The organism is Sphingomonas turrisvirgatae, assembly GCF_001721295.1.
Classification (GTDB): Bacteria; Pseudomonadota; Alphaproteobacteria; order Sphingomonadales; family Sphingomonadaceae; genus Sphingomonas; species Sphingomonas turrisvirgatae.
Genome location: NZ_MDDS01000068.1, coordinates 88,510 through 106,549, shown reverse-complemented (window position 1 = coordinate 106,549; position 18,040 = coordinate 88,510). Strand labels below are relative to the sequence as shown.

At 63.9% G+C, this 18,040-nt stretch carries 14 protein-coding genes; 3 read left to right on the top strand and 11 right to left on the bottom strand.

All coding sequences use genetic code 11. From position 1 onward, the window contains the following. Window positions 1-2: 2 nt before the first annotated feature. The 4 genes from BFL28_RS17200 to BFL28_RS17185 form a co-directional block, all read right to left on the bottom strand. Complete coding sequence (locus tag BFL28_RS17200; protein ID WP_069321738.1) at window positions 3-1,253, bottom strand: outer membrane beta-barrel protein; 1,251 nt, start codon at window positions 1,251-1,253, stop codon at window positions 3-5. Window positions 1,254-1,295: 42 nt separating this feature from the next. Next, a complete protein-coding gene (locus BFL28_RS17195) occupies window positions 1,296-2,510 on the bottom strand; it encodes a Coenzyme F420 hydrogenase/dehydrogenase, beta subunit C-terminal domain (protein WP_079247253.1) in 1,215 nt (404 codons plus the stop codon). Beyond that, window positions 2,507-3,739, bottom strand: a complete 1,233-nt coding sequence (locus BFL28_RS17190; protein ID WP_069321737.1) for a polysaccharide pyruvyl transferase family protein — start codon at window positions 3,737-3,739, stop codon at window positions 2,507-2,509. The genes BFL28_RS17195 and BFL28_RS17190 overlap by 4 nt, the downstream gene beginning before the upstream one ends. Before the next feature lie 172 nt (window positions 3,740-3,911). Continuing rightward, window positions 3,912-5,858 (bottom strand): right-handed parallel beta-helix repeat-containing protein, encoded by a 1,947-nt coding sequence (locus tag BFL28_RS17185; RefSeq protein WP_069321736.1) that lies wholly within the window; start codon window positions 5,856-5,858, stop codon window positions 3,912-3,914. Window positions 5,859-6,215: 357 nt separating this feature from the next. On the opposite strand from BFL28_RS17185, the gene BFL28_RS20810 reads away from it, so the two are divergent. The 3 genes from BFL28_RS20810 to BFL28_RS17170 are packed head-to-tail and all read left to right on the top strand — an operon-like array spanning window position 6,216 to window position 9,144. Then, the gene (locus BFL28_RS20810; RefSeq protein WP_173655790.1) at window positions 6,216-7,055 is read left to right on the top strand and encodes an SLBB domain-containing protein; all 840 of its coding nucleotides are present in this window, start codon (window positions 6,216-6,218) and stop codon (window positions 7,053-7,055) included. 20 nt (window positions 7,056-7,075) lie between these two features. Continuing rightward, complete coding sequence (locus BFL28_RS17175) at window positions 7,076-8,410, top strand: GumC family protein (RefSeq protein WP_206599140.1); 1,335 nt, start codon at window positions 7,076-7,078, stop codon at window positions 8,408-8,410. Then, window positions 8,407-9,144, top strand: a complete 738-nt coding sequence (locus tag BFL28_RS17170) for a CpsD/CapB family tyrosine-protein kinase (protein WP_069321733.1) — start codon at window positions 8,407-8,409, stop codon at window positions 9,142-9,144. Before BFL28_RS17175 ends, BFL28_RS17170 begins: the two co-directional genes overlap by 4 nt. Here the strand turns inward: BFL28_RS17170 and BFL28_RS17165 are convergent. The 7 genes from BFL28_RS17165 to BFL28_RS17135 all read right to left on the bottom strand — a co-directional run bounded on the left by BFL28_RS17165 (window position 9,141) and on the right by BFL28_RS17135 (window position 17,802). Then, window positions 9,141-10,511, bottom strand: coding sequence for an nSTAND1 domain-containing NTPase (locus BFL28_RS17165; RefSeq protein ID WP_069321732.1), 1,371 nt, complete (start codon window positions 10,509-10,511; stop codon window positions 9,141-9,143). The two genes, BFL28_RS17170 and BFL28_RS17165, sit on opposite strands and share 4 nt — an antisense overlap. 60 nt (window positions 10,512-10,571) lie before the next feature. Further along, on the bottom strand, window positions 10,572-11,948 hold the full coding sequence (locus BFL28_RS17160; protein ID WP_069321731.1) for an oligosaccharide flippase family protein: 1,377 nt from the start codon (window positions 11,946-11,948) through the stop codon (window positions 10,572-10,574). A 52-nt stretch (window positions 11,949-12,000) separates the two neighbouring features. After that, a complete protein-coding gene (locus BFL28_RS17155) occupies window positions 12,001-13,458 on the bottom strand; it encodes an O-antigen ligase family protein (protein WP_069321730.1) in 1,458 nt (485 codons plus the stop codon). 87 nt (window positions 13,459-13,545) lie between these two features. Further along, window positions 13,546-14,511 (bottom strand): GDP-L-fucose synthase, encoded by a 966-nt coding sequence (gene fcl / locus BFL28_RS17150; RefSeq protein ID WP_069321729.1) that lies wholly within the window; start codon window positions 14,509-14,511, stop codon window positions 13,546-13,548. A gap of 2 nt (window positions 14,512-14,513) precedes the next feature. Further along, a complete protein-coding gene (gene gmd / locus BFL28_RS17145; RefSeq protein ID WP_069321811.1) occupies window positions 14,514-15,578 on the bottom strand; it encodes a GDP-mannose 4,6-dehydratase in 1,065 nt (354 codons plus the stop codon). 114 nt (window positions 15,579-15,692) lie between these two features. After that, on the bottom strand, window positions 15,693-16,718 hold the full coding sequence (locus BFL28_RS17140) for a nodulation protein NodZ (protein WP_079247251.1): 1,026 nt from the start codon (window positions 16,716-16,718) through the stop codon (window positions 15,693-15,695). A 1-nt stretch (window position 16,719) separates the two neighbouring features. Beyond that, window positions 16,720-17,802 carry a right-handed parallel beta-helix repeat-containing protein gene (locus BFL28_RS17135; RefSeq protein WP_173655789.1) on the bottom strand — a complete coding sequence of 361 codons (1,083 nt, stop codon included), beginning with the start codon at window positions 17,800-17,802 and terminating at the stop codon, window positions 16,720-16,722. Window positions 17,803-18,040 lie beyond the last annotated feature (238 nt).

Genomic DNA, 18,040 nt, shown 5'->3' with positions numbered 1-18,040 from the left:
CCTCAGAGGCGAAGGCTGACCCCCACCGTGGCGCGGAACGCGCTATAGTCGTACACCGCGACGTCGGCGTCGCGATCCTGATAGCCCGCCGCCAGATTGAGCCCGATGCGCCTGCCGATCGTATAGTCCAGCCGCGCGCCGACTTCGGTCGTGCGATCGTCGTTCAGCAGGATGAGCACAGGCAGCAAGGGATCGGTCGCGAAGTCGCGCTCACGCCGCGTCGCGTAAAGCGATCCGCGCAGCAGCGGCGAGAATACATAGTCCAGGGTCGCGCCATAGGTGCTGACTTTCGCCGCGCGCAGGTTGAACGCCGAAGATGCATCGACGATCTTCGCCGCCGACACGGTCAACTGTGCGTTCGCGCCAAGCCGGAGCGAAGCGGCCGCATCCCAGTTCAGGCCATCGAACGAATCGCCCAACCCGCTGGCCGCGTTGACGTTTACATAATAGATCTGACCATTGAACTGGAGCTGGGTGCCAAGACGGCGGTCGAGCCGCAACCCGTACATCATCAGGTCAAAGCCTTGAAGCGCCCCGGCAAATGCGCGACGATCTGGATAGTCGAACTCGGTGCGGCCGACGAAAGCGGTCAGGATGCCGAACGCCGGGCTGCGATAGCTGACGCCGCCACCATAAGTCAGCAGGTTGACGTCAGAGATCTTGCGTTGATCCGCGCTGTTCCGGGTGGTGCGGTAATCGATATAGGCCGTGGGACGGATGATCGACCCGCACGACACCGACCCGCCGATGCGCGCCACGTCCTGGACGTTCACGGCCGAACCCTCGGGATCGCCGGGAATGATCGACAGGTCGCCCAGGTCGTTCTGCCGCCGCGAATAGCCGCCCTGAACACCGACATCGCACATCGCGAACTTCGAGGCGGCACCCGCCTGAAGGTTCAGCCGCTCGCGATCGAGCTGTGAGTTGCGCGCGTGGAAATCATAAGCGACCGTAGCCGCCAGCGTGACGACGGCCGGGCCGGTCGGCAGCGTCAGGTCGGCCTCGATCGATGGCGAGAAGCGAACGTCCTCGCGCTCAAGCCCGCGCGCCGCCGCGCCGGCCGCATTCGACCGCGCGATGTTGCTGTCATACGTCGCTTCCCCGGCCAGCTCGATATTGACTTCGCGCGTCGGCGTGCCGAACGTCGATCCGGCCGCGCTGGCTTCCTGCGCCTGGGCCTGCGTTCCGGACGCCATCACCGTGGCGGCAACCACGCCAAGACATGCCGCTTGCATCTTGAGCTTCGTTTTCATTCTACCCCCTCGCCGTCGCGACGCGGCCAGCGTCGCGGCCGATCAGCGTTTCGCCTTCAATATACGCGAAATCGTGCCAAGGAAATTGCGGAGTCGCATCGCCATCGGCGCCAGTTTCGCGGCCTTTCCCACGTCCAGCCCGGCCATTGCCGGCACTGGTTGAAACATCACGCGGCAAGCGGCGGTGCGCGATGAGACCAACCGTTTGCGATTTGCCTGCGAGGGTTGCATCAGCTCGATCTGATCGACGCCAAGCGGTTCGGCCGAAAGCACGCCCGCCGCAACCGCCGAGCGATAAAGCGCCTCGCCGGCTTCGCTCCGCACCTGGATGAGGCTGCGACCGTCCTGCTCCTCGAAACTGGGATAGCCGCCCTCCCCATACCACGCATCCGCGCACGCGATGTCCGCCACCGCGCCGACCGCGTCGGGACAGATCTTGCAACGGAACTGGACTTCCTTGGACAGGTGCGCGCCCCAGCTGTCGGCATAGCGCATCTCGCCCATATCGCCGCCACGCGTCTCCGCCAGTGTCAGGCCCGGCCAGCCATTGCCGCGATAGCGAAACGCGACGACCTCGTCCGGCTCCAATCCCATCGCCCGGATCACCCGATGCGCGCCCGCGCGGCTGGGCAAGCCACCGCAATAGAAAGACAGCTTGATCGGAATAAGCTGATCGACGCGGGGGTCATGCCGGGCCAGCTGACGCAGCGCCGACACATCGCACGGCTTCCCGATAAACGCGAAACGCTCCCCCTCGCCCAATGCCGCGTCGATGAATTCGAGCGGCGACGAGGCGGCATAGCGTGATCCCGCGCCGGCCAGCACCTCGTCGCGGTTGCGCGACCAGCGCATGCGGTTGCCGGTCGGTTCGCCGGGGTCCGCTTCGACATGCAGCACCCGCGTGACCACGCCGCTTTCCAGCGCGTGGATCGCCAGGACCGACAGGGCCCCGCCCGATGCGCCGGCGTGCCGTGCAGCCGGATCCTGCGCAAAGCCGGTCAGCGTCTCGCGCGCTGGTCCCCAATACGGGTTGCGGTTCGGCCCGTCCGCCCACGGCGCGACGCGCGATCCGGGGCAGCTGTCGGCGATGACGCGCTCGGCTTCTTCGGTGATCGGCGCGGTCTGTTGCGGGCGGGCAAAACCTGGTTCGGCCGAACGCATGGCGATCGCACCATTCGATACGCCCGCGCACAGCCCGCAGCCGCTGCACAATTCCCCCTTCAATACCCGCTCGACGGTGGGCGAGCGGGCGATCACCGGCGGCGCTCCACCGCGTCGCGGAACAATGCGCGCAATTCCTCGCGATAGACGTCAAGCAACGCGTTCACCCGCGCCATCCCCGCCCGCGCCTTGGCTGCCAGGCCGGCACGTTCGGCAATCGCTTGCCGAACGAACGCCAGCGCACCGTCGGTGTCCAGCCCGGTGACCGGGATCATCGCGTCATAGCCCAGCAACCCGAACAGGCCGCTGAACTTGCGGCTATAGGCGACCGGAACGACCGGCGTTCCGGCCGAAAAGGCGCCGATACAGGCATGCATCCGCGCCGCGACCAGGAAGTCGAGGCTGGAGATATAGCTTTTCGCGGCGGGCGGGTCGGCGAAATTGGGCACCCGGATCGCGCCGGGGAATTCCGCTGCCAGCCGATCGGCGGTCGCGCCGTCGTCGTCCGCGATGTCGTTGTTGCTCGTGGCATGCGGCACCAGATGCACTTCGACATCGTCACGGGCCGTCAATTCGGACAGCAACGCGCGGGTGAACTGGGCATAGTCGTACGACAGACCGAAACGGTTTCGGCCGCTTTCCGCCTCGTGCAGCAACAGCCCGGACGCATTGATGCCGACCCGCAGCTTTGGGCCGCCGCGCTGCACCGAACGATCCTCGAACGGCAAGACGAAAGCGACATCGACCGACAGCTTGACGTTGGCGTCCGGCGCCATCCGCATTGCCACGTCGCGCGACTTCTCGTCCCGCGCCAGCACGAGGCGGCTCTTGCGCATCGCCCAGGCGGCGGGCGCTTTATAGGCCGGCTTGGTGAAAGGACCGATCGTCTGCGGCGACAGGATGAGCGGCACGCGGCGCGCGATTGTCATCGCCTTGGTCAGCCACAGAAACGCAAACCGCCGGGGCCCGTAAATGTCGGCGAAACTGTCGCCCGCGCCGATATCCAGCACACAATCGACGTCCCCCACGGTCCGCCAAAAGCCGTCGCGGCGCGTCATCGATTTGCGATCGATCTCGAACACGCGCGTATCGGGGATCGTCATCGCTGGCGTCCCACGGTCGCGCGGGGCCATGACCACGAACTGCGGCTTCAGCCCCATCTCATCGGCTACCTGCCGCGCGATCGACAGGTTCGCGACGGTCAGCGCGCCGACGCCGAGATTACCGGAGTTGAGCGAATGCCACAGCAGTCCGATCGTGATAGGCCGAGCGTCGGACGGTTCGCGCGGCGGCCGGGATACGACAGGACCGGTCTTGCTGTTCATCCGCGAAGTGCTCCATCGATGCGTGAAATCCAGCCTGCGCCGCCGGGCCTCCTAGCGCACTAGCCTTTTGCACCGCAACAATGAAGCGGCCACACACACTGGCGGGTGAGGCCCGAAATGGGAACGGCCGGCATGACGCCGGCCGTTCGGGTTGTTCAAGAACCGCTGTCTGTCAGAGGATGAAGTCCTTTGCGGTCACCGAGCTTACGCCCTGCAGAAAAATCGACAGGTCGGCCACGCCGTCGCCATTCACATCGCCTTCGACCAGGACGCCGCCATCCTTGACGACATAGTGCAATTCGCCGGCCGTCTTGCTGAAGCCCGCCGTGCCGACGAACTTGAACGCCTCGTTGGCAGCGGTGCCAGCGACCGCGTCGATCAGCGACAGGCCAATGCGATCGCCTTGTGCGGTCGAAAAATCGGTGATCTTGTCATAGCCGCCCAGATCGGTCGGACGGAACAGGAACATGTCCTTGCCCGCGCCGCCCGACATCACATCGTTGCCCACGCCGCCTTCCAGCGTATCGTCGCCGTCACCACCGAACAGCCAGTCATCGCCTTCGCCGCCCTGCAACATGTCAGCGCCCACGCCCCCTTCAAGCCAGTCGTCGCCGCTGCCGCCGTTAAGCGTGTCGTCGCCGTCGCCACCGTACAGGAAGTCGTTGCCGCCCTGGCCCATCAGGTTGTCGTTGCCAGCCCCGCCATGGATATGATCGACGCCGTCACTGCCGACTATGCGGTTGTCCAGATCATTGCCATGGACGGTCAGGTTCGTCGCGGCGAGGCGCAGCGTCTCGACATTGTCGACCAGCCGATAGTCGATCGTGGTATAGACCGTATCGTTGCCTTCGCCGGCCCGCTCGATCACCGTGTCGCGATCGGAATTGACGTAATAGACGTCGTCGCCCTTGCCGCCTTCCATTCGCGTATGGCCGGCGCCGCCCGTCAGCGAGTCGTTGCCATTGCCGCCGATCAGCACGCTGTCCCCGACCGCCACGGCCTTGAGCCGATCGACGCCGTCGGTGCCCTGGACGGTCGTGACCGGGACCGGCGGCGGCGGCGCGCTGGCGAGCTGCGCGAGGTCGGCATAGACCCCCTTCAGCACGGCGCTACCCTTCAACAACGCCTGCGCCTCGGGATGAGCATCAAGCCACGTGTTCGCCAAAGCCGAGCCGCCGTCATAGACCGGCAAGGTGATGGCGTTGTTCTTCGGGCTCACCGCCTGCGTCACACCGTCAAGGATATAGACCTGCGCGACATTGCCATCGAGCACGGTGGCGTCATTGACCCGGATCCACGACGCCTGGTCGGTATAGCCGACCACGCTGTTGTTGGTCACCGTCAGCCCATCGGCGCGCTCGACATAGATGCCGTTGAACAGGCCGCCGACGATCAGATTGCCGGAAATCAGAACGTTCTTATAGGGCAGGGTGTCGACCTCGTCGCCCATGAAGATGCCTTGGATCGGGCCGCCATCGCCGCGCAGCACGACGTTGTTTGTGACCGAGATGTTGGACGCGCTGGTCGTCTGGTTGGCGGTCCAGAATTGGATCGCGTCGGCGTGGTCGCCCGGTTGCGGGCGGAAGTTCGTGAACAGGTTCGACGAAATGTCGATGTTCGACAGGCCGCCGCCATGGATGCCGTCGGCGCGGATGTCGTGGAAGTAATTGCCCTTCACCACCACGCCGGTGTTATCGAGCATGTTGATGCCATAGCGAAGGTGCGTGATCTCCGAATTGGTGATCGACACATTCTCGCTGCTGCGCACCATGAACGGGTTCGAATCATAGCCGCTGGCCCCATCCGCGCCTTTGATGACGACATGATCGAACGCAATGTCCTTCGAATTTTTGATTTCGAAGTCATAGGCCGTGGCGGGCGTCTTGTCGGCAAAGGTCAGGTTGGTGAACGTCAGGCCGCTGACGTTGATCGCCTTGAGGCCGGTAAGCTCCGCTGGCTTGGACGGGTCCACCGACGTGATCGTGACGCCGTGAAAGTCCATGTTGCGCAGGTTAATGTTGGTATAGCTGCCGCCTTCCAGCGCGATGGTATCGCCTGGGCGGACCTTTGCCGCCGCGGCCATCAGCTGCGCCGCGGTAGAAACGATGATGGTCGCCATGATCTCAGTCTGCCCCGGTTGTTGTGCCGCGACCGATTGTCGCGCGCCGTTGTCCCGGTCTCGATCTATGGCCCTACCTGTTAATCTGGATTTCCGACCATTGGTTAAGCGGCCAGTCACGATGAAAAGGTAGAAAAACGCGCTGTTGGCGAAATGCTTGCCGGAAAGTTCACCGGTCGCGTTATGGTACATGGGGTAGCGGACAATGATTTGCCCCGGCAGCAATCGCCTTTATATCGATGCGGACTCGTGCGACGTGTTGCGTTGCGGTATGCCGTCGTGCCGCGTTATGGGAATCTCCCTGCAAAGGGTCCTGTCGTCCGATTTGCGAACTTGTCGTGGGAAAGCGAAATTATGGTGAGCCTGTTCAAGCGGTGGATCGCGGCGTGCCTGATGGCGGTGGCGGTCACCACGGTGATGCCGGCGGCGGCCCAGACCCCTGTGGCGCCGCCCGCCAGCGCGACGGCATCGGACCCGGCACGCAATACGGTTGAGCGGGAACGCTATATCCTGGGCCGCGGCGACGTGGTCGAGGTTTCCGTGATCGGGCGTCCCGAATATCTGGCCCGCGTCCAGATTCAGGAGGACGGCACCATCCTGTTACCCTTCATCAACAATGTGCCGGCGGCCGGCCGTAGCGTGCTCGAACTGCGCAATCAGGTTCGTGGAGAACTGGTGAAGGGGCAGTATTTCGCTGATCCCGCCGTCAACGTAACCGTGGTCAGCTTCGCCAGCCGCTACGTCACTGTGCTGGGGCAGGTGCGTCAGCCCGGCGTGGTGCCGATCGATCGGTCCTACCGCGTGTCGGAAATCATCGCGCGCGCCGGCGGCGTGGCGAGCGATACGATCGACACGATCACGCTCACGCGTCCGGACGGCAAATCGGTCGACCTGTCACTGCGGCGGATCGCCACCGCGGGTCCGGAGGGGGATCCGATGGTCGCGGACGGGGACAAGGTCTACGTCGCCCCGGCCAAGGTGTTCTACATCAACGGTCAGGTGAACAAGCCCGGCACCTACCCGATCGTTCAGGGCATGACGGTCCAGATGGCGCTCAGCTATGGTGGCGGCCTGACCGCGATCGGATCGAGCAAGCGGGTCAAGATCACGCGCGGCAGCACGGAACTCGCGCGCGTTAAACCGACTGAAATAGTTCAGCCCGACGATGTGATCGTGGTCGGCGAACGCTTCTTCTAAGGCTGAACTTTATGGGTCCCATGCAGATCTGGCGCATGCTGAAAGCACGGCGCTACGTCATCCTCGCGATGGTCCTGCTCGGGATCGTCGCGGGCGCCATCGTCGCCAAGATGATGCCGAACCAGTATGCGGCGCGCGCGCGTCTGGTCGTCGACATGCTTCGCCCGGACCCCGTCACCGGGGTCGCGACGCCGCCCAAGACGCTGGAAAGCTATGTCACCGCTCAGGTCGAACTGATCCGGGATATCCGCGTTACCGGCCGGGTGGTCGATGCGCTGGGATGGGAAAAGGCCCCCTCGCTCCGCGCGCAATTCCTGCGCAACAACAAGGACGACCAGGTCACGATGCGAAGCTATTTCGCCAGCCAGGTCGCCAATAACACCAACGCCTACCTCATTCGCAACACCCCGATCCTGGAAATCGCATATACCTCGACCACGCCCGACGCCGCCCGGCGCGGGGCCGACGCGCTGCGCGATGCGTTTCTGATGGAGACGCTGGACGGAAAGCGCCAGGAAGCGGCGCGCAACGCGGAATGGTTCTCTCGCCAAGCCACCGAATTGAAGCAGCGGCTGGCCGCTGCGGAGGGGCGCAAGGCGCAGTTCGAAAAGGCCAATAATATCGTCCTTCAGGACGACAATACCGACGCCGAATCGGCCAAGCTGCGCGCGATCGCCGGCACCGCCCCAGCCGCCCCGATGCCGTCGGTATCGGTTGGCGGTGCGGTTTCATCGCCCTCGGCGGCACAACTCGCCCAGGTCGATGCCCAGCTCGCGTCGGCGCGTCGCACGCTCGGCGCAAACCACCCGGACATCATTGCGCTTCAACAGCAGCGTTCGGCGCTCGCCGCAGCTGCCGGGCGTGAGATGGCGGCGTCACGCGCCGCGTCGCGCCCCGTGTCCAGCGGCCCCTCCCTGTCCAGCATGCTCTCGGCGCAAACGCAGAAGGTGCTGGCGCAGCGCGGCCTGGTCGGTGAGGCGCAGCGGCTCGCGGGCGATGTCTCCGTCCTGCGCGACCAGGTGACCAAGACGATGCAGCGTTCGGCTGACTTCCAGTTGCAGGCGCAATCGACCGATACCGGCTTCCAGCGGCTTGGCTCGACGGCAACGCCGCAGGTATCGTCGACGCCGGGGTTGTTCCTGTTCGTGCTGGCGGGCCTTGCCGTTGGTGCCGCGCTCGGCGTCGTGCTGGCGCTGCTGCTTGAAATCCTCTTCCGGCGCGTGCGTGGGGTAGAGGACTTGCAGATCGACGGGCTGCCGGTGATCGGTACGATGTCGCCCAGCGCAGCCGCCACGGAACAATCGGGCCTGCTTGGCTGGCTCGGCCTATCGAACGCGGAAAGTGCGCGGACATGAACGAGACGATCGACATCAATTCGGAAATGGCCCCGGCCGCTGCCGTGCCGACGCCCGAACCCGATGCGCCTGCGGCGGCCACGACGCCGGCACCTGACTATCGCTTCTCGCGCCGGATCGTGACGCTGTCGCGCCCGGACAGTCCCGAGGCGGAGGGCATCCGCTCGCTACATACGCACTTGATGGCGGGCCATGTGCGCGACGGCCGTCGCGGTCTTGCGATCTGTTCCCCCGGCGTGGGGGCCGGGTGCACGACCGTGTCCGTTAATCTCGCGGTCGCCTTTGCTCAGGCCGGCATCAACACGCTGCTGGTCGATGCCAATCTGCATCAGCCGGGCGTTGAACAGATGATCCAGCCGTTCACGCCCGCGACCGGGCTGCAACAGCTGCTGACGTCCGATTCAGAGATGCAGACGGACGAGGTTCGTCATGAGATCCTGCCAAACCTGTCGGTTCTTTACGCTGGCGGTCAGGACGCCCGTGCCTCGCAACTCATCGCCACGCGCCAGTTCAAGCAGGTGATCGACGACTGCATGCGCGACTTTGAATTCACGATCGTGGACACGCCCGCGCATGGCGGCAGCACGGATGCGCGCCGCGTGGCATTGAGCGTGCGCTACGCCCTGATCGTGGCGCGCCGCAACGTCACCTATCTGTCAGAGGTCAAGGACTTCATCGAACAGCTTGAAACGGACCGCATCCGGCTCGTCGGCTCGTTTCTGACCGACTTTTAACGCTGCTCGCGGCCCACCGTCGATTCGACCCGGTTCTTGAGCAGCAGCGGCCGCAGCACATGGTCGTTGGTCAGCCGCATCCACAGGAATAGCGGAACGCCATCATCGACAAAGGTGTAGGCTTCCGAATGATCGTCGGGGATACGCGCGACCAGCCCGTGCTCCGCCGCCCGCGCCTCGAGATAATCCTTGCCGCGCAGGCTGGTCGATACGGCGGCTTCGACCTGCGCGAAGTCCAGCCGCCCGCTGTTGAGCAGCGCCAGTCGCGCGAGCAGGCCAAGGTCCTTCTCCCGCCCAGATGCGAACGCGGTCTGGATGCGATGCCGCATCGCCGGGGCGATACGCAGTTCGATTTCCTCCAGCGCCTGTTCAAGGCCGCGTTCGACATCCTTGCGCCCGACCACCCGGGCATCGCGATCCAGCGCGGCGAGGCAGGCATGCTGGCTCAGCAGACTGGCAAGATAGGGCAGGCCCAGCGCCACGTCGGTGATGACCCGCAGTGCGTCGCCGTCGAATTCGATGCCGCTTGCCGACTGGCCGTTGTTGATCAGTTCGCGGATCTCTTCATCCGTCATGTTCGGAATCTGCACGCCCAAGATGTTGCGGCGGATCGACGGTATATGCTCGATGATCTCGGTCAGGTTCTGCGCGACGCCCGCGATCACCAGCTGGACGCGACTGCCGCGATCCGACAGGTTCTTGATCAGCTCGGCAACCGCACGGCGGAATTCGACGCTGTGCGCGCGATCGAATTCGTCGAGCACGATCAACAATCGCGTGCTGGACACCTTCGCCAGCAAATCGCTCAGGAGCGCGACCGTCAACGGCGTATCGCTGACGAGATCGGCAAAGGAGAGCCCCTCCTCGATCTCCGACGAGGTCGGGTCATAGCTTTCGTGGTACAAAAGCGGGATTTCGGCCAGGATCGTGCGGAACAGCTCGTCGAATTCGGTCCGCTCGCCGCACGGGATATAGCGCACGACATAGCGCGCGTCCTGGGCGATGCTGGACAGCACATGCAGCGTCGACGTCTTGCCGATTCCGCGTGATCCGAACAGCACCAGGTGCAGATGCTGTTCCTCGATCGACCGGATCAGCGTTTCGAGCAGCTTGGTCCGCCCCGCGAACATCGCTTCGTCCATGACCGGTCGCGATGGCGTGAAGGCGGAACGCAGCTTGATGCGGATGCGGTCCTGCATGCGCGTCCCGGATCGAACCTGGTCGCTGGCCGTCCCGCGAAAACGAGGCAGGATCTTGCGCTGGCGCCGTGCTGGACCTTCGCCGCGCAGGACGGACGGCTCGGCATCGCCGTACGCGTCGGCGATATCGTCCTCGTCCTGGCGAAACCAGCGTGAAAACCAGCCCATGTTTACCCCTCGGCTAAAGCGTCGCCCAGCAGTCGATGAAAATCCCCGCCCACGCAACCCCTACCGCCGCCCCTTCATGCCCCGCCATTGAACAGCGCCGATGATGACGAGGCCAGCCATGCCCGTTGCGGTCGGCATGCCGGCCCACCAACCCAAGCTTGGGATCGCGAGAGCACCGACCATCGCGCACAGCGCCAGAGCAGTGCAAATCAGATATTGCCGGCCAGGAACGCGAACATGGCGCCATGCAAGCACACCGGAGGCAATCGCAGCGACGACCTCCCCACCGATGCCGACGCCGAGCATCAATGTCAGGTCGCCAGTCTGCCAAGCCGCGGCAAAGGCAAGCGGAATGGCGCAGGCGCGGATGATGTTGGCATAGAGCGGATTGCGCGTTTCGCCACGCGCCATCGCCGCTATTACGGGTGCAGCTCGGATCAGCCGCACCCCATTCATGCAGGCAACCAGCCCCAGCAATGCCTGCGCAGGCAGATACCGCTCTCCAAACAGGATCAGCAGGACATATTTGCCCAGCAGAACCAGGCCTAGCGTCATGCTCACGCCGACGAGTGCCAGACTGGTCGTCGTCATATTGTACAGCTTGGCGAATTGGCGACCATCGTGCTGGTTTCGCGCCAGCGCGGGGAGCGCCAGCGTCTGGACAGTGCGCGCGACTAGATTTGCGGGCATCATGGTGAGCATCAGCGCAACGCTGAGCCACGCCAGCGTCGCCGCGCCGAAACGGTTCGACACAACCATGCGATCGCCGTTGACCACCCAGAACATGAGAAAGCCGTTCAACGTCAGCGGCCAGGCAAAGGCAAAGGCGCGACGCCAGATGTCGCGATCATAGGCGAGCGCGAAACGTTCGCGGACGGCGACGTGAGTCAGGACGATCGCCGACAGCTGCTGAGCAAAGATCGCCACTAGCGCCGCGCGGTAATCGCCAAACCACCAAAAGCCCGGCCACACGGCGAGCACCCCGATCGGCTGCGAGATGAAGGAGCGCAACGCCTGTGGCGCGAACCGCCCCTCACGCTGCGCGCGGAATGTCTCGAGATGCGTAAAGCCGGTGCACAGTGGGATCACCGCCATCGTCAGATAGGCAACGACCAGCGTGGGCGTATCCATCGCCCATGCAAACGGCCAGGCAAGGATCGCCATCAACACGCCCGCCGCCACGCCGATGACTAGCTGCGTGCCATGCAGGCTCGCCATGAAATGCGGCTGCATCGCCTCCGGATCCTGGACGATCATCCGGTTGAGTCCGGCATTCTGGAACGTCTCGACCAGCGTCATCAGGATGGCAAAGGTCGCCGCGATGCCGAACTGCTCAACCGTGAGCAGACGTGCGAGAATAAGGTTGCGGACCAGGGCGCTAAGCACTTCAGTCAGGTTCGCCGCAAGCACCAGCATGCCCGATCGCAACACGCGCATGGCGTTTAACCCTTGTACGTCGCGGCGATGCCCGCCGCCAAAGCGAGCCCGCTCAAGCGCGCCGACGCGACAGCGCCATCCGCAATTCCCGTGCTGACCGCGCCCTGGGTTCGCTTGCCGGCGCGTGATCGGGGACAAGTTCACTGGTCGCGCTTTCTGGCCGAGCCATCCAACTCACGGCACCCAGCACAAACATGAACCACACATAGACGTTATTCCAGAGGTGGACGCTGACGATCGCGACGATCGTGCCCACCAGCGAAAAGATCGCCCCCCGCCGCATCATATCGACCACCTCGCTCGGGCCGCTCCGGCGTGACATGCGAATGATGATCACCAGCGCAGCGGCCGCGAGAAGGGCTAGGCCCACCAGGCCGTAGCGATAGGCGATGACCAGCCAGAAATTGTCCATGCTGGGGCTCATATAGCTCGGCCGTTCCCAGTCATCCGTGCCATGGCCCAGGATCGGCGCGCCCATCACCGCCGCCGACCCGAACTCCCAGATCAGGATGCGGTTGTAAGAGCTTTGCGAATTGAACGTCGCGTAATCGACGAACACATGGAATGGCGTTCGGTTGGAGAGCAGATCGACCGTCACATAGGCGGCGATCACCAGCCAGATGAGAATCTTCCAACGGTTTTTCACCGACCGGAACAGATAGCCCCACAGCATCAGTCCGAACTGGATGTTCATACTCAGCAACGCGCCGGTCGAGAACGACATGACTCCCGACACCACCGCAGCAGGCGGCCCGACCCAGCGCAATACCCTGTTGCCGTCGCGGCGGAACATATAGCCGCTGATCGAGACGATGCTCGCGCAGAAGACGCCGAGCAAGATGGGATGTTCGAACGCCCCCTGCGCACGCTGCAGCCCCCACCGCGGATCCATATGAGTCGGGGTAAGCGTAGGGCCCAATACGCTTGCGGCGTTGAGCAATAGCTTCGCGCCGGTCACTGATTCAAGAACGAGCGGCAGCGTCATGACGAGGACGCCACCCACCGCCATGCCAAAGGCAAAGCGCGTGCTCGCAACGTCGCGCACCAGTACGCGCCCGAACAGATAACCCGAAGCGGTCTGCAACAGCACCAGGCCGATCGCTTCCAGCGAAGATGCGCCAAGCAGCACAATGCGTGTGCCCACCGCCCAGAACGCAAACCCCAGCACCAGATAATCCGGCAGGAATATCTTGTAGGGCTTGCCGAGCAGGCACATCGCCAGCAACGGGATGAACGCAATGGCGAGCAAGATGAGCGTCGGCGAGAGGTTGATGGGGCCGAGCGAATAGATGTTCGGCAGGAACAGCGTGACGATGAACAGCCCCAGCGCGGCCTTGGCCAGCGGGCTTGCCGGCGGCGCGACGACAAGGGGTGACATGTCTGCAGCGATCTGTGTCCCCGCCAGTGGCGTCTCGCCGATGGCGCCGTCGGCGCGATTGCGCACCAGCCGCCGGTTACGCAGCGCGACCGCGGCGCCCCCTGCCTTTCGCGAAGACGAGCCGATGCTCAACGTCCCCGCCCGTCTCGGCAACGGGCACCGCTGAATGAGGCTACCGCCGGGTCGCCACCGGCCGTCGCACCGCGATCGCCGGCAGGGTCACGCCACGCAACGCACATTATCTGCCGCCTCCAGAAACGCCCGATACGCGTCCCCGATGCCCGCCTTCAGCCCGATTTTCGGCGTCCAGCCAAGCGCGGCGAGGCGCCCGCTGTCCATCAGCTTGCGCGGCGTGCCATCGGGCTTCGACAGGTCGTGCTCGATGCCGCCCATGAACCCGACCACCTCGGCCACGAGCTGGCTCAGTTCGGCGATGGTCACATCCTCGCCGGACCCGATATTGACGTGCGGCGCGTCGGAATAGTGCTTGAGCAGGAAGACGCAGGCATCGGCCAGGTCGTCGACATGCATGAATTCGCGACGCGGCGTGCCCGTGCCCCAGATCTCAATGCTCGGCGCGCCGTTCAGCTTCGCTTCGTGCGCCTTGCGGAGCAGCGCCGGCATCACATGGCTTGAACGCAGGTCGAAATTATCGCCCGGACCATAGAGGTTGGTCGGCATGCCGGAGATGAAATCGCGACCATGCTGCTTGCGATAGGCCTGTGCCAGCTTGATCCCGGCAATCTTGGCGATCGCATACCATTCGTTCGTCGGCTCGAGCGGGCCGGTCAGCAGCGAATCCTCGTGGATCGGCTGCGGTGCCAGCTTGGGATAGATGCACGACGATCCCAGAAACAACAGCTTGGCCGCGTCGAAGCGATGCGCCGCCTCGATCAGGTTCGCCTCGATCATCAGGTTGTCATAGAGGAAATCGGCAGGCAAGCTGTCGTTCGCCAGGATGCCGCCGACCTTTGCCGCCGCGACGATCACCGTGTCCGGCCGCTCCGCCGCGAACCAGTCGCGCACCGCGTGCTGGTCCAGCAAGTCGAGCACGTCACGCCCGGCGGTCAAGACCTCGCAATCCTCGCTCGCCAGCCGGCGGACAAGCGCCGATCCCACCATGCCGCGACTACCGGCGATAAAGACGCGCCGGCCGCGTAGATCATAAAGGAGATCGGTCGCCATCGTCAGGCGCCCTTGCCGATCGGGGCATCCTTCATCACCTGAAGATCGGCCTGCACCATCTCGCGCGCCAAATCGCGCGGGCTGGTCTCATGCACCCAGCCCAGCTTTTCCTTCGCCTTGCTTGAATCGCCGATCAGCAGGTCGACCTCGGTCGGCCGGAAATAGCGCGGATCGACCTCGACCAGGCATTTGCCGGTCTTCTGGCAATAGCCCTTTTCCTCGACGCCCTCACCCTTCCATTCGAGCGGGATGCCGACATCGACGAACGCCCATTCGACGAAGGTGCGCACCGGCGTGGTCACGCCGGTCGCCAGCACGTAATCGTCCGGTTCGTCCTGCTGCATCATCAGCCACATGCCGCGCACATATTCGCGGGCATGGCCCCAGTCGCGCTTGGCGTCGAGATTGCCCAGATACAGCTTGTCCTGACGACCCAGCGAAATCGCAGCCGCCGCCCGCGTGATCTTGCGCGTCACGAACGTCTCGCCGCGCAGCGGGCTTTCATGATTGAACAGGATGCCATTGGAGGCATGCATGCCATAAGCTTCGCGATAATTGACCACGATCCAATAGGCATAGAGCTTGGCCGCCGCGTAGGGCGAGCGCGGATAAAATGGCGTCGTCTCGCGCTGCGGCACTTCCTGAACCAGGCCATACAGTTCGGACGTCGATGCCTGATAAAAGCGCGTCACCGCCTCGCGGCCCAGGATGCGGATCGCCTCAAGCAGGCGCAGCGTGCCGATACCATCGGCATTCGCCGTATATTCCGGCGTTTCGAAGCTGACCGCCACGTGGCTCTGCGCCGCGAGATTATAGATCTCGGTCGGCTGAGTCTCCTGAACAATCCGGATCAGGTTGGTTGAGTCGGTCAGGTCGCCGTAATGGAGGTGAAACCGGGCATCCTCGACATGCGGGTCCTGATAGATATCCTCGATCCGCCCGGTGTTGAAGGACGAAGAGCGCCGCTTGACGCCATGAACCTCATAGCCTTTTTCGAGCAGCAGTTGGGCGAGATAGGCGCCGTCCTGCCCTGTCACACCCGTGATAAGCGCAATCTTACCAGACACGTTCGCCCCCAATTTCCATGAAATGTGGCCTGAGCCTTACCAATATCACCTCATGCTGCAACGCAAAAAACTATCGTGAAATGCGGTTAGATGCCCAACCCGTATCAAATTCTGTCATGCGTATGCCTGAAACCAGCGTTTCACCACGACCTTCGCATTATGGCGGTCGACATCGATCTGCTTCGCCTCCGGAATGCCCCCGATCAGGCTGGCCACCACCGAAAAGGTCGAATGGCGCGAATGGATCAACCAGTCGCTCTGCGCCAGCGCGCACATGTCGATCAGCGCGTTCTGTGCCTCACGCAGGGCATCGGTCATTCCGCCTTGGGAAAAGTGCAATGCCTGGCCGGCAGTGGCCATCTGCTTTTCGATGGCGAAGACGCGATCGAAGCGGGCGAGGATATAGTTCTGTGCCTCGGCACTGTCGGTAGCCAGGAAGATGTCGCTGTTTGGCATGTCGCTACGCAGCTTGCGCAGCGCGGCTTCGATCTTTGGCAAGGGTGCCTTGCGGTCGGTGAAGCGGATATGCACACCGATCACCGGACGCTTGCGACCGGCAAAAATCCGTTCGACCTCCGCGCGCACCTCGGCGTTGGGCGTGAAGTAGCGGGCCAGCAGATCGTGCATGATCGCATCGATCGATTTGCCGCGAAAGCGCGGGTTGCGCTGCAGTTTCGCACGCATGCGCAAAATCTTGGGCAGATAGGACCAGAAGACGCCGATCGGCGGCGCGGGATCGGGGCCGTTGAGATCAATCGACAGCCGGCGATAGATGAACGGGCTGCGATGCTTGGTCGGGAAATTGCGGCTGATGATGTTGACCGGCTGCTCGCTGAGCCGCCCGGACCATAGCGCGGGCGCGACATCCTCGCGCATGTCGAATTGGGCTGGATCGATACCGACCGGATCTTCGAACAGGGCCGGATACAGGTTCTCGCCCACCGGCAGGTACATGCCGTCCCGCCAGTCGATCACCGGTGCCCGCCCGCCCAGCTCGGCCAGCGCAATCCCCGTCACGGCGGACAGCATGCGATTGCCAAGGCCACCCTTCGCCTTGATCAGCAGCACGCGCGCGGCAGATGGAACGGCGCGCGCGGCCCCCGCCGGGTAAACGGTTTCGGCGGCTATATACGTCGCCATGTCATTGCCTCCGCAGCAAGGGGCGGGCCGATGCGTGATAGCGCGCAAGGTCGCGACCGCTGGCCCATGACACCAGGGCCCGCCTGCCCCCGTCGTTCGCCATTTGCGTGATCGCATTGCCGTTACCCACGCGCTTCAGGCGGGCATTGTTCAGCACGAAGATCGGCGCGCGATTGTTCTTCAAGTCGATGTCGCTGCCATTGGCGCGAATCCAGCTTTTCTGGTCGGGAAAGGCAACGACCGTGTTGCCGCTCAGCACCGCGCCCGTCGCATGTGCGAGATTGATGCCGTGAAACATGCCGCCGATGACCAGATTGTCGGCAATCGTCACGTTGCGATAAGGCAGGTTCTTTGCCTCATCGTTCATGAAGATGCCCTGCACCGCCGCCCCCTGCTGGCCGCGCATGATGACGTTGCCGACGATCCGGATGTTGCTCGCGGCAGCGTTTTGTCGGGTGGTCCAGAACTGGATGCCGTCGGGATGATCGGGCAGCGCGGTCTTGAAATCCGCCAGCACATTGTACGCAATCTCGATATCCGAATTGCCTCCGCCGCGCACGCCATCCATGCGCAGACCGTGGAAGTAATTGGACGTCACGCTGACCTGCTGCGTGTCGAGCAGCGACAGCGCAATCCAGGCATGAGTGAACTCGTTGTTCGTGATCGCGATCTGCTGGCTGTTGCGGATGAACATCGACTTGTCGAGATAGCCGTCCGGGCCGTCCTGACCCGTCACCTTCAGCCGCTCGAACCGCAGATTGCGAGTCCCGTTGAACAGGAATGCGTCCTGTTTCGGCGAGCCCGACGACTGAAAGACCAGGTCGGAAAAGGTCAGATTTCCGCTGTCGCGCAGGTTGATCCCGTTCAGGATCGCCGGCTTTGCCGGATCGAGCGAACGCACCGTGACCATCCCCGCCGGTGTGATCCCGCGCAGCGCGACCGGCGCATAGGTGCCGGGCTTGAGCAGGATCGCGCGGCCGGGCGTCGCCGCGCGGAGCGCGGCGGTCAGTTGCGCGGCATCGCCAACCACGGCTTCGCGTCCGCCAGCCCCCAGCTCGCCGGCGACCGCAAACGACCGGCTCACGACCATGGTCAGGCCAAACGTCGCCAATCCAAGCGCAACCGCCGACGCGGCCATCGCCACCGGGCGCGTTCTCGCGCGAATCAACGCGGCCAGAATTATAGCAAGTCTCCCGTGGGCTGTGTCGCGGCGAGTTGCGACGTTTCGCATGCCGCCTGTCCGATGGCAACCGTCGGTTGCACTGCGTCATCGCGCGCTTTACCGACCCGTTGGCCAGATACCAACGGCACCGGGCCAGGGC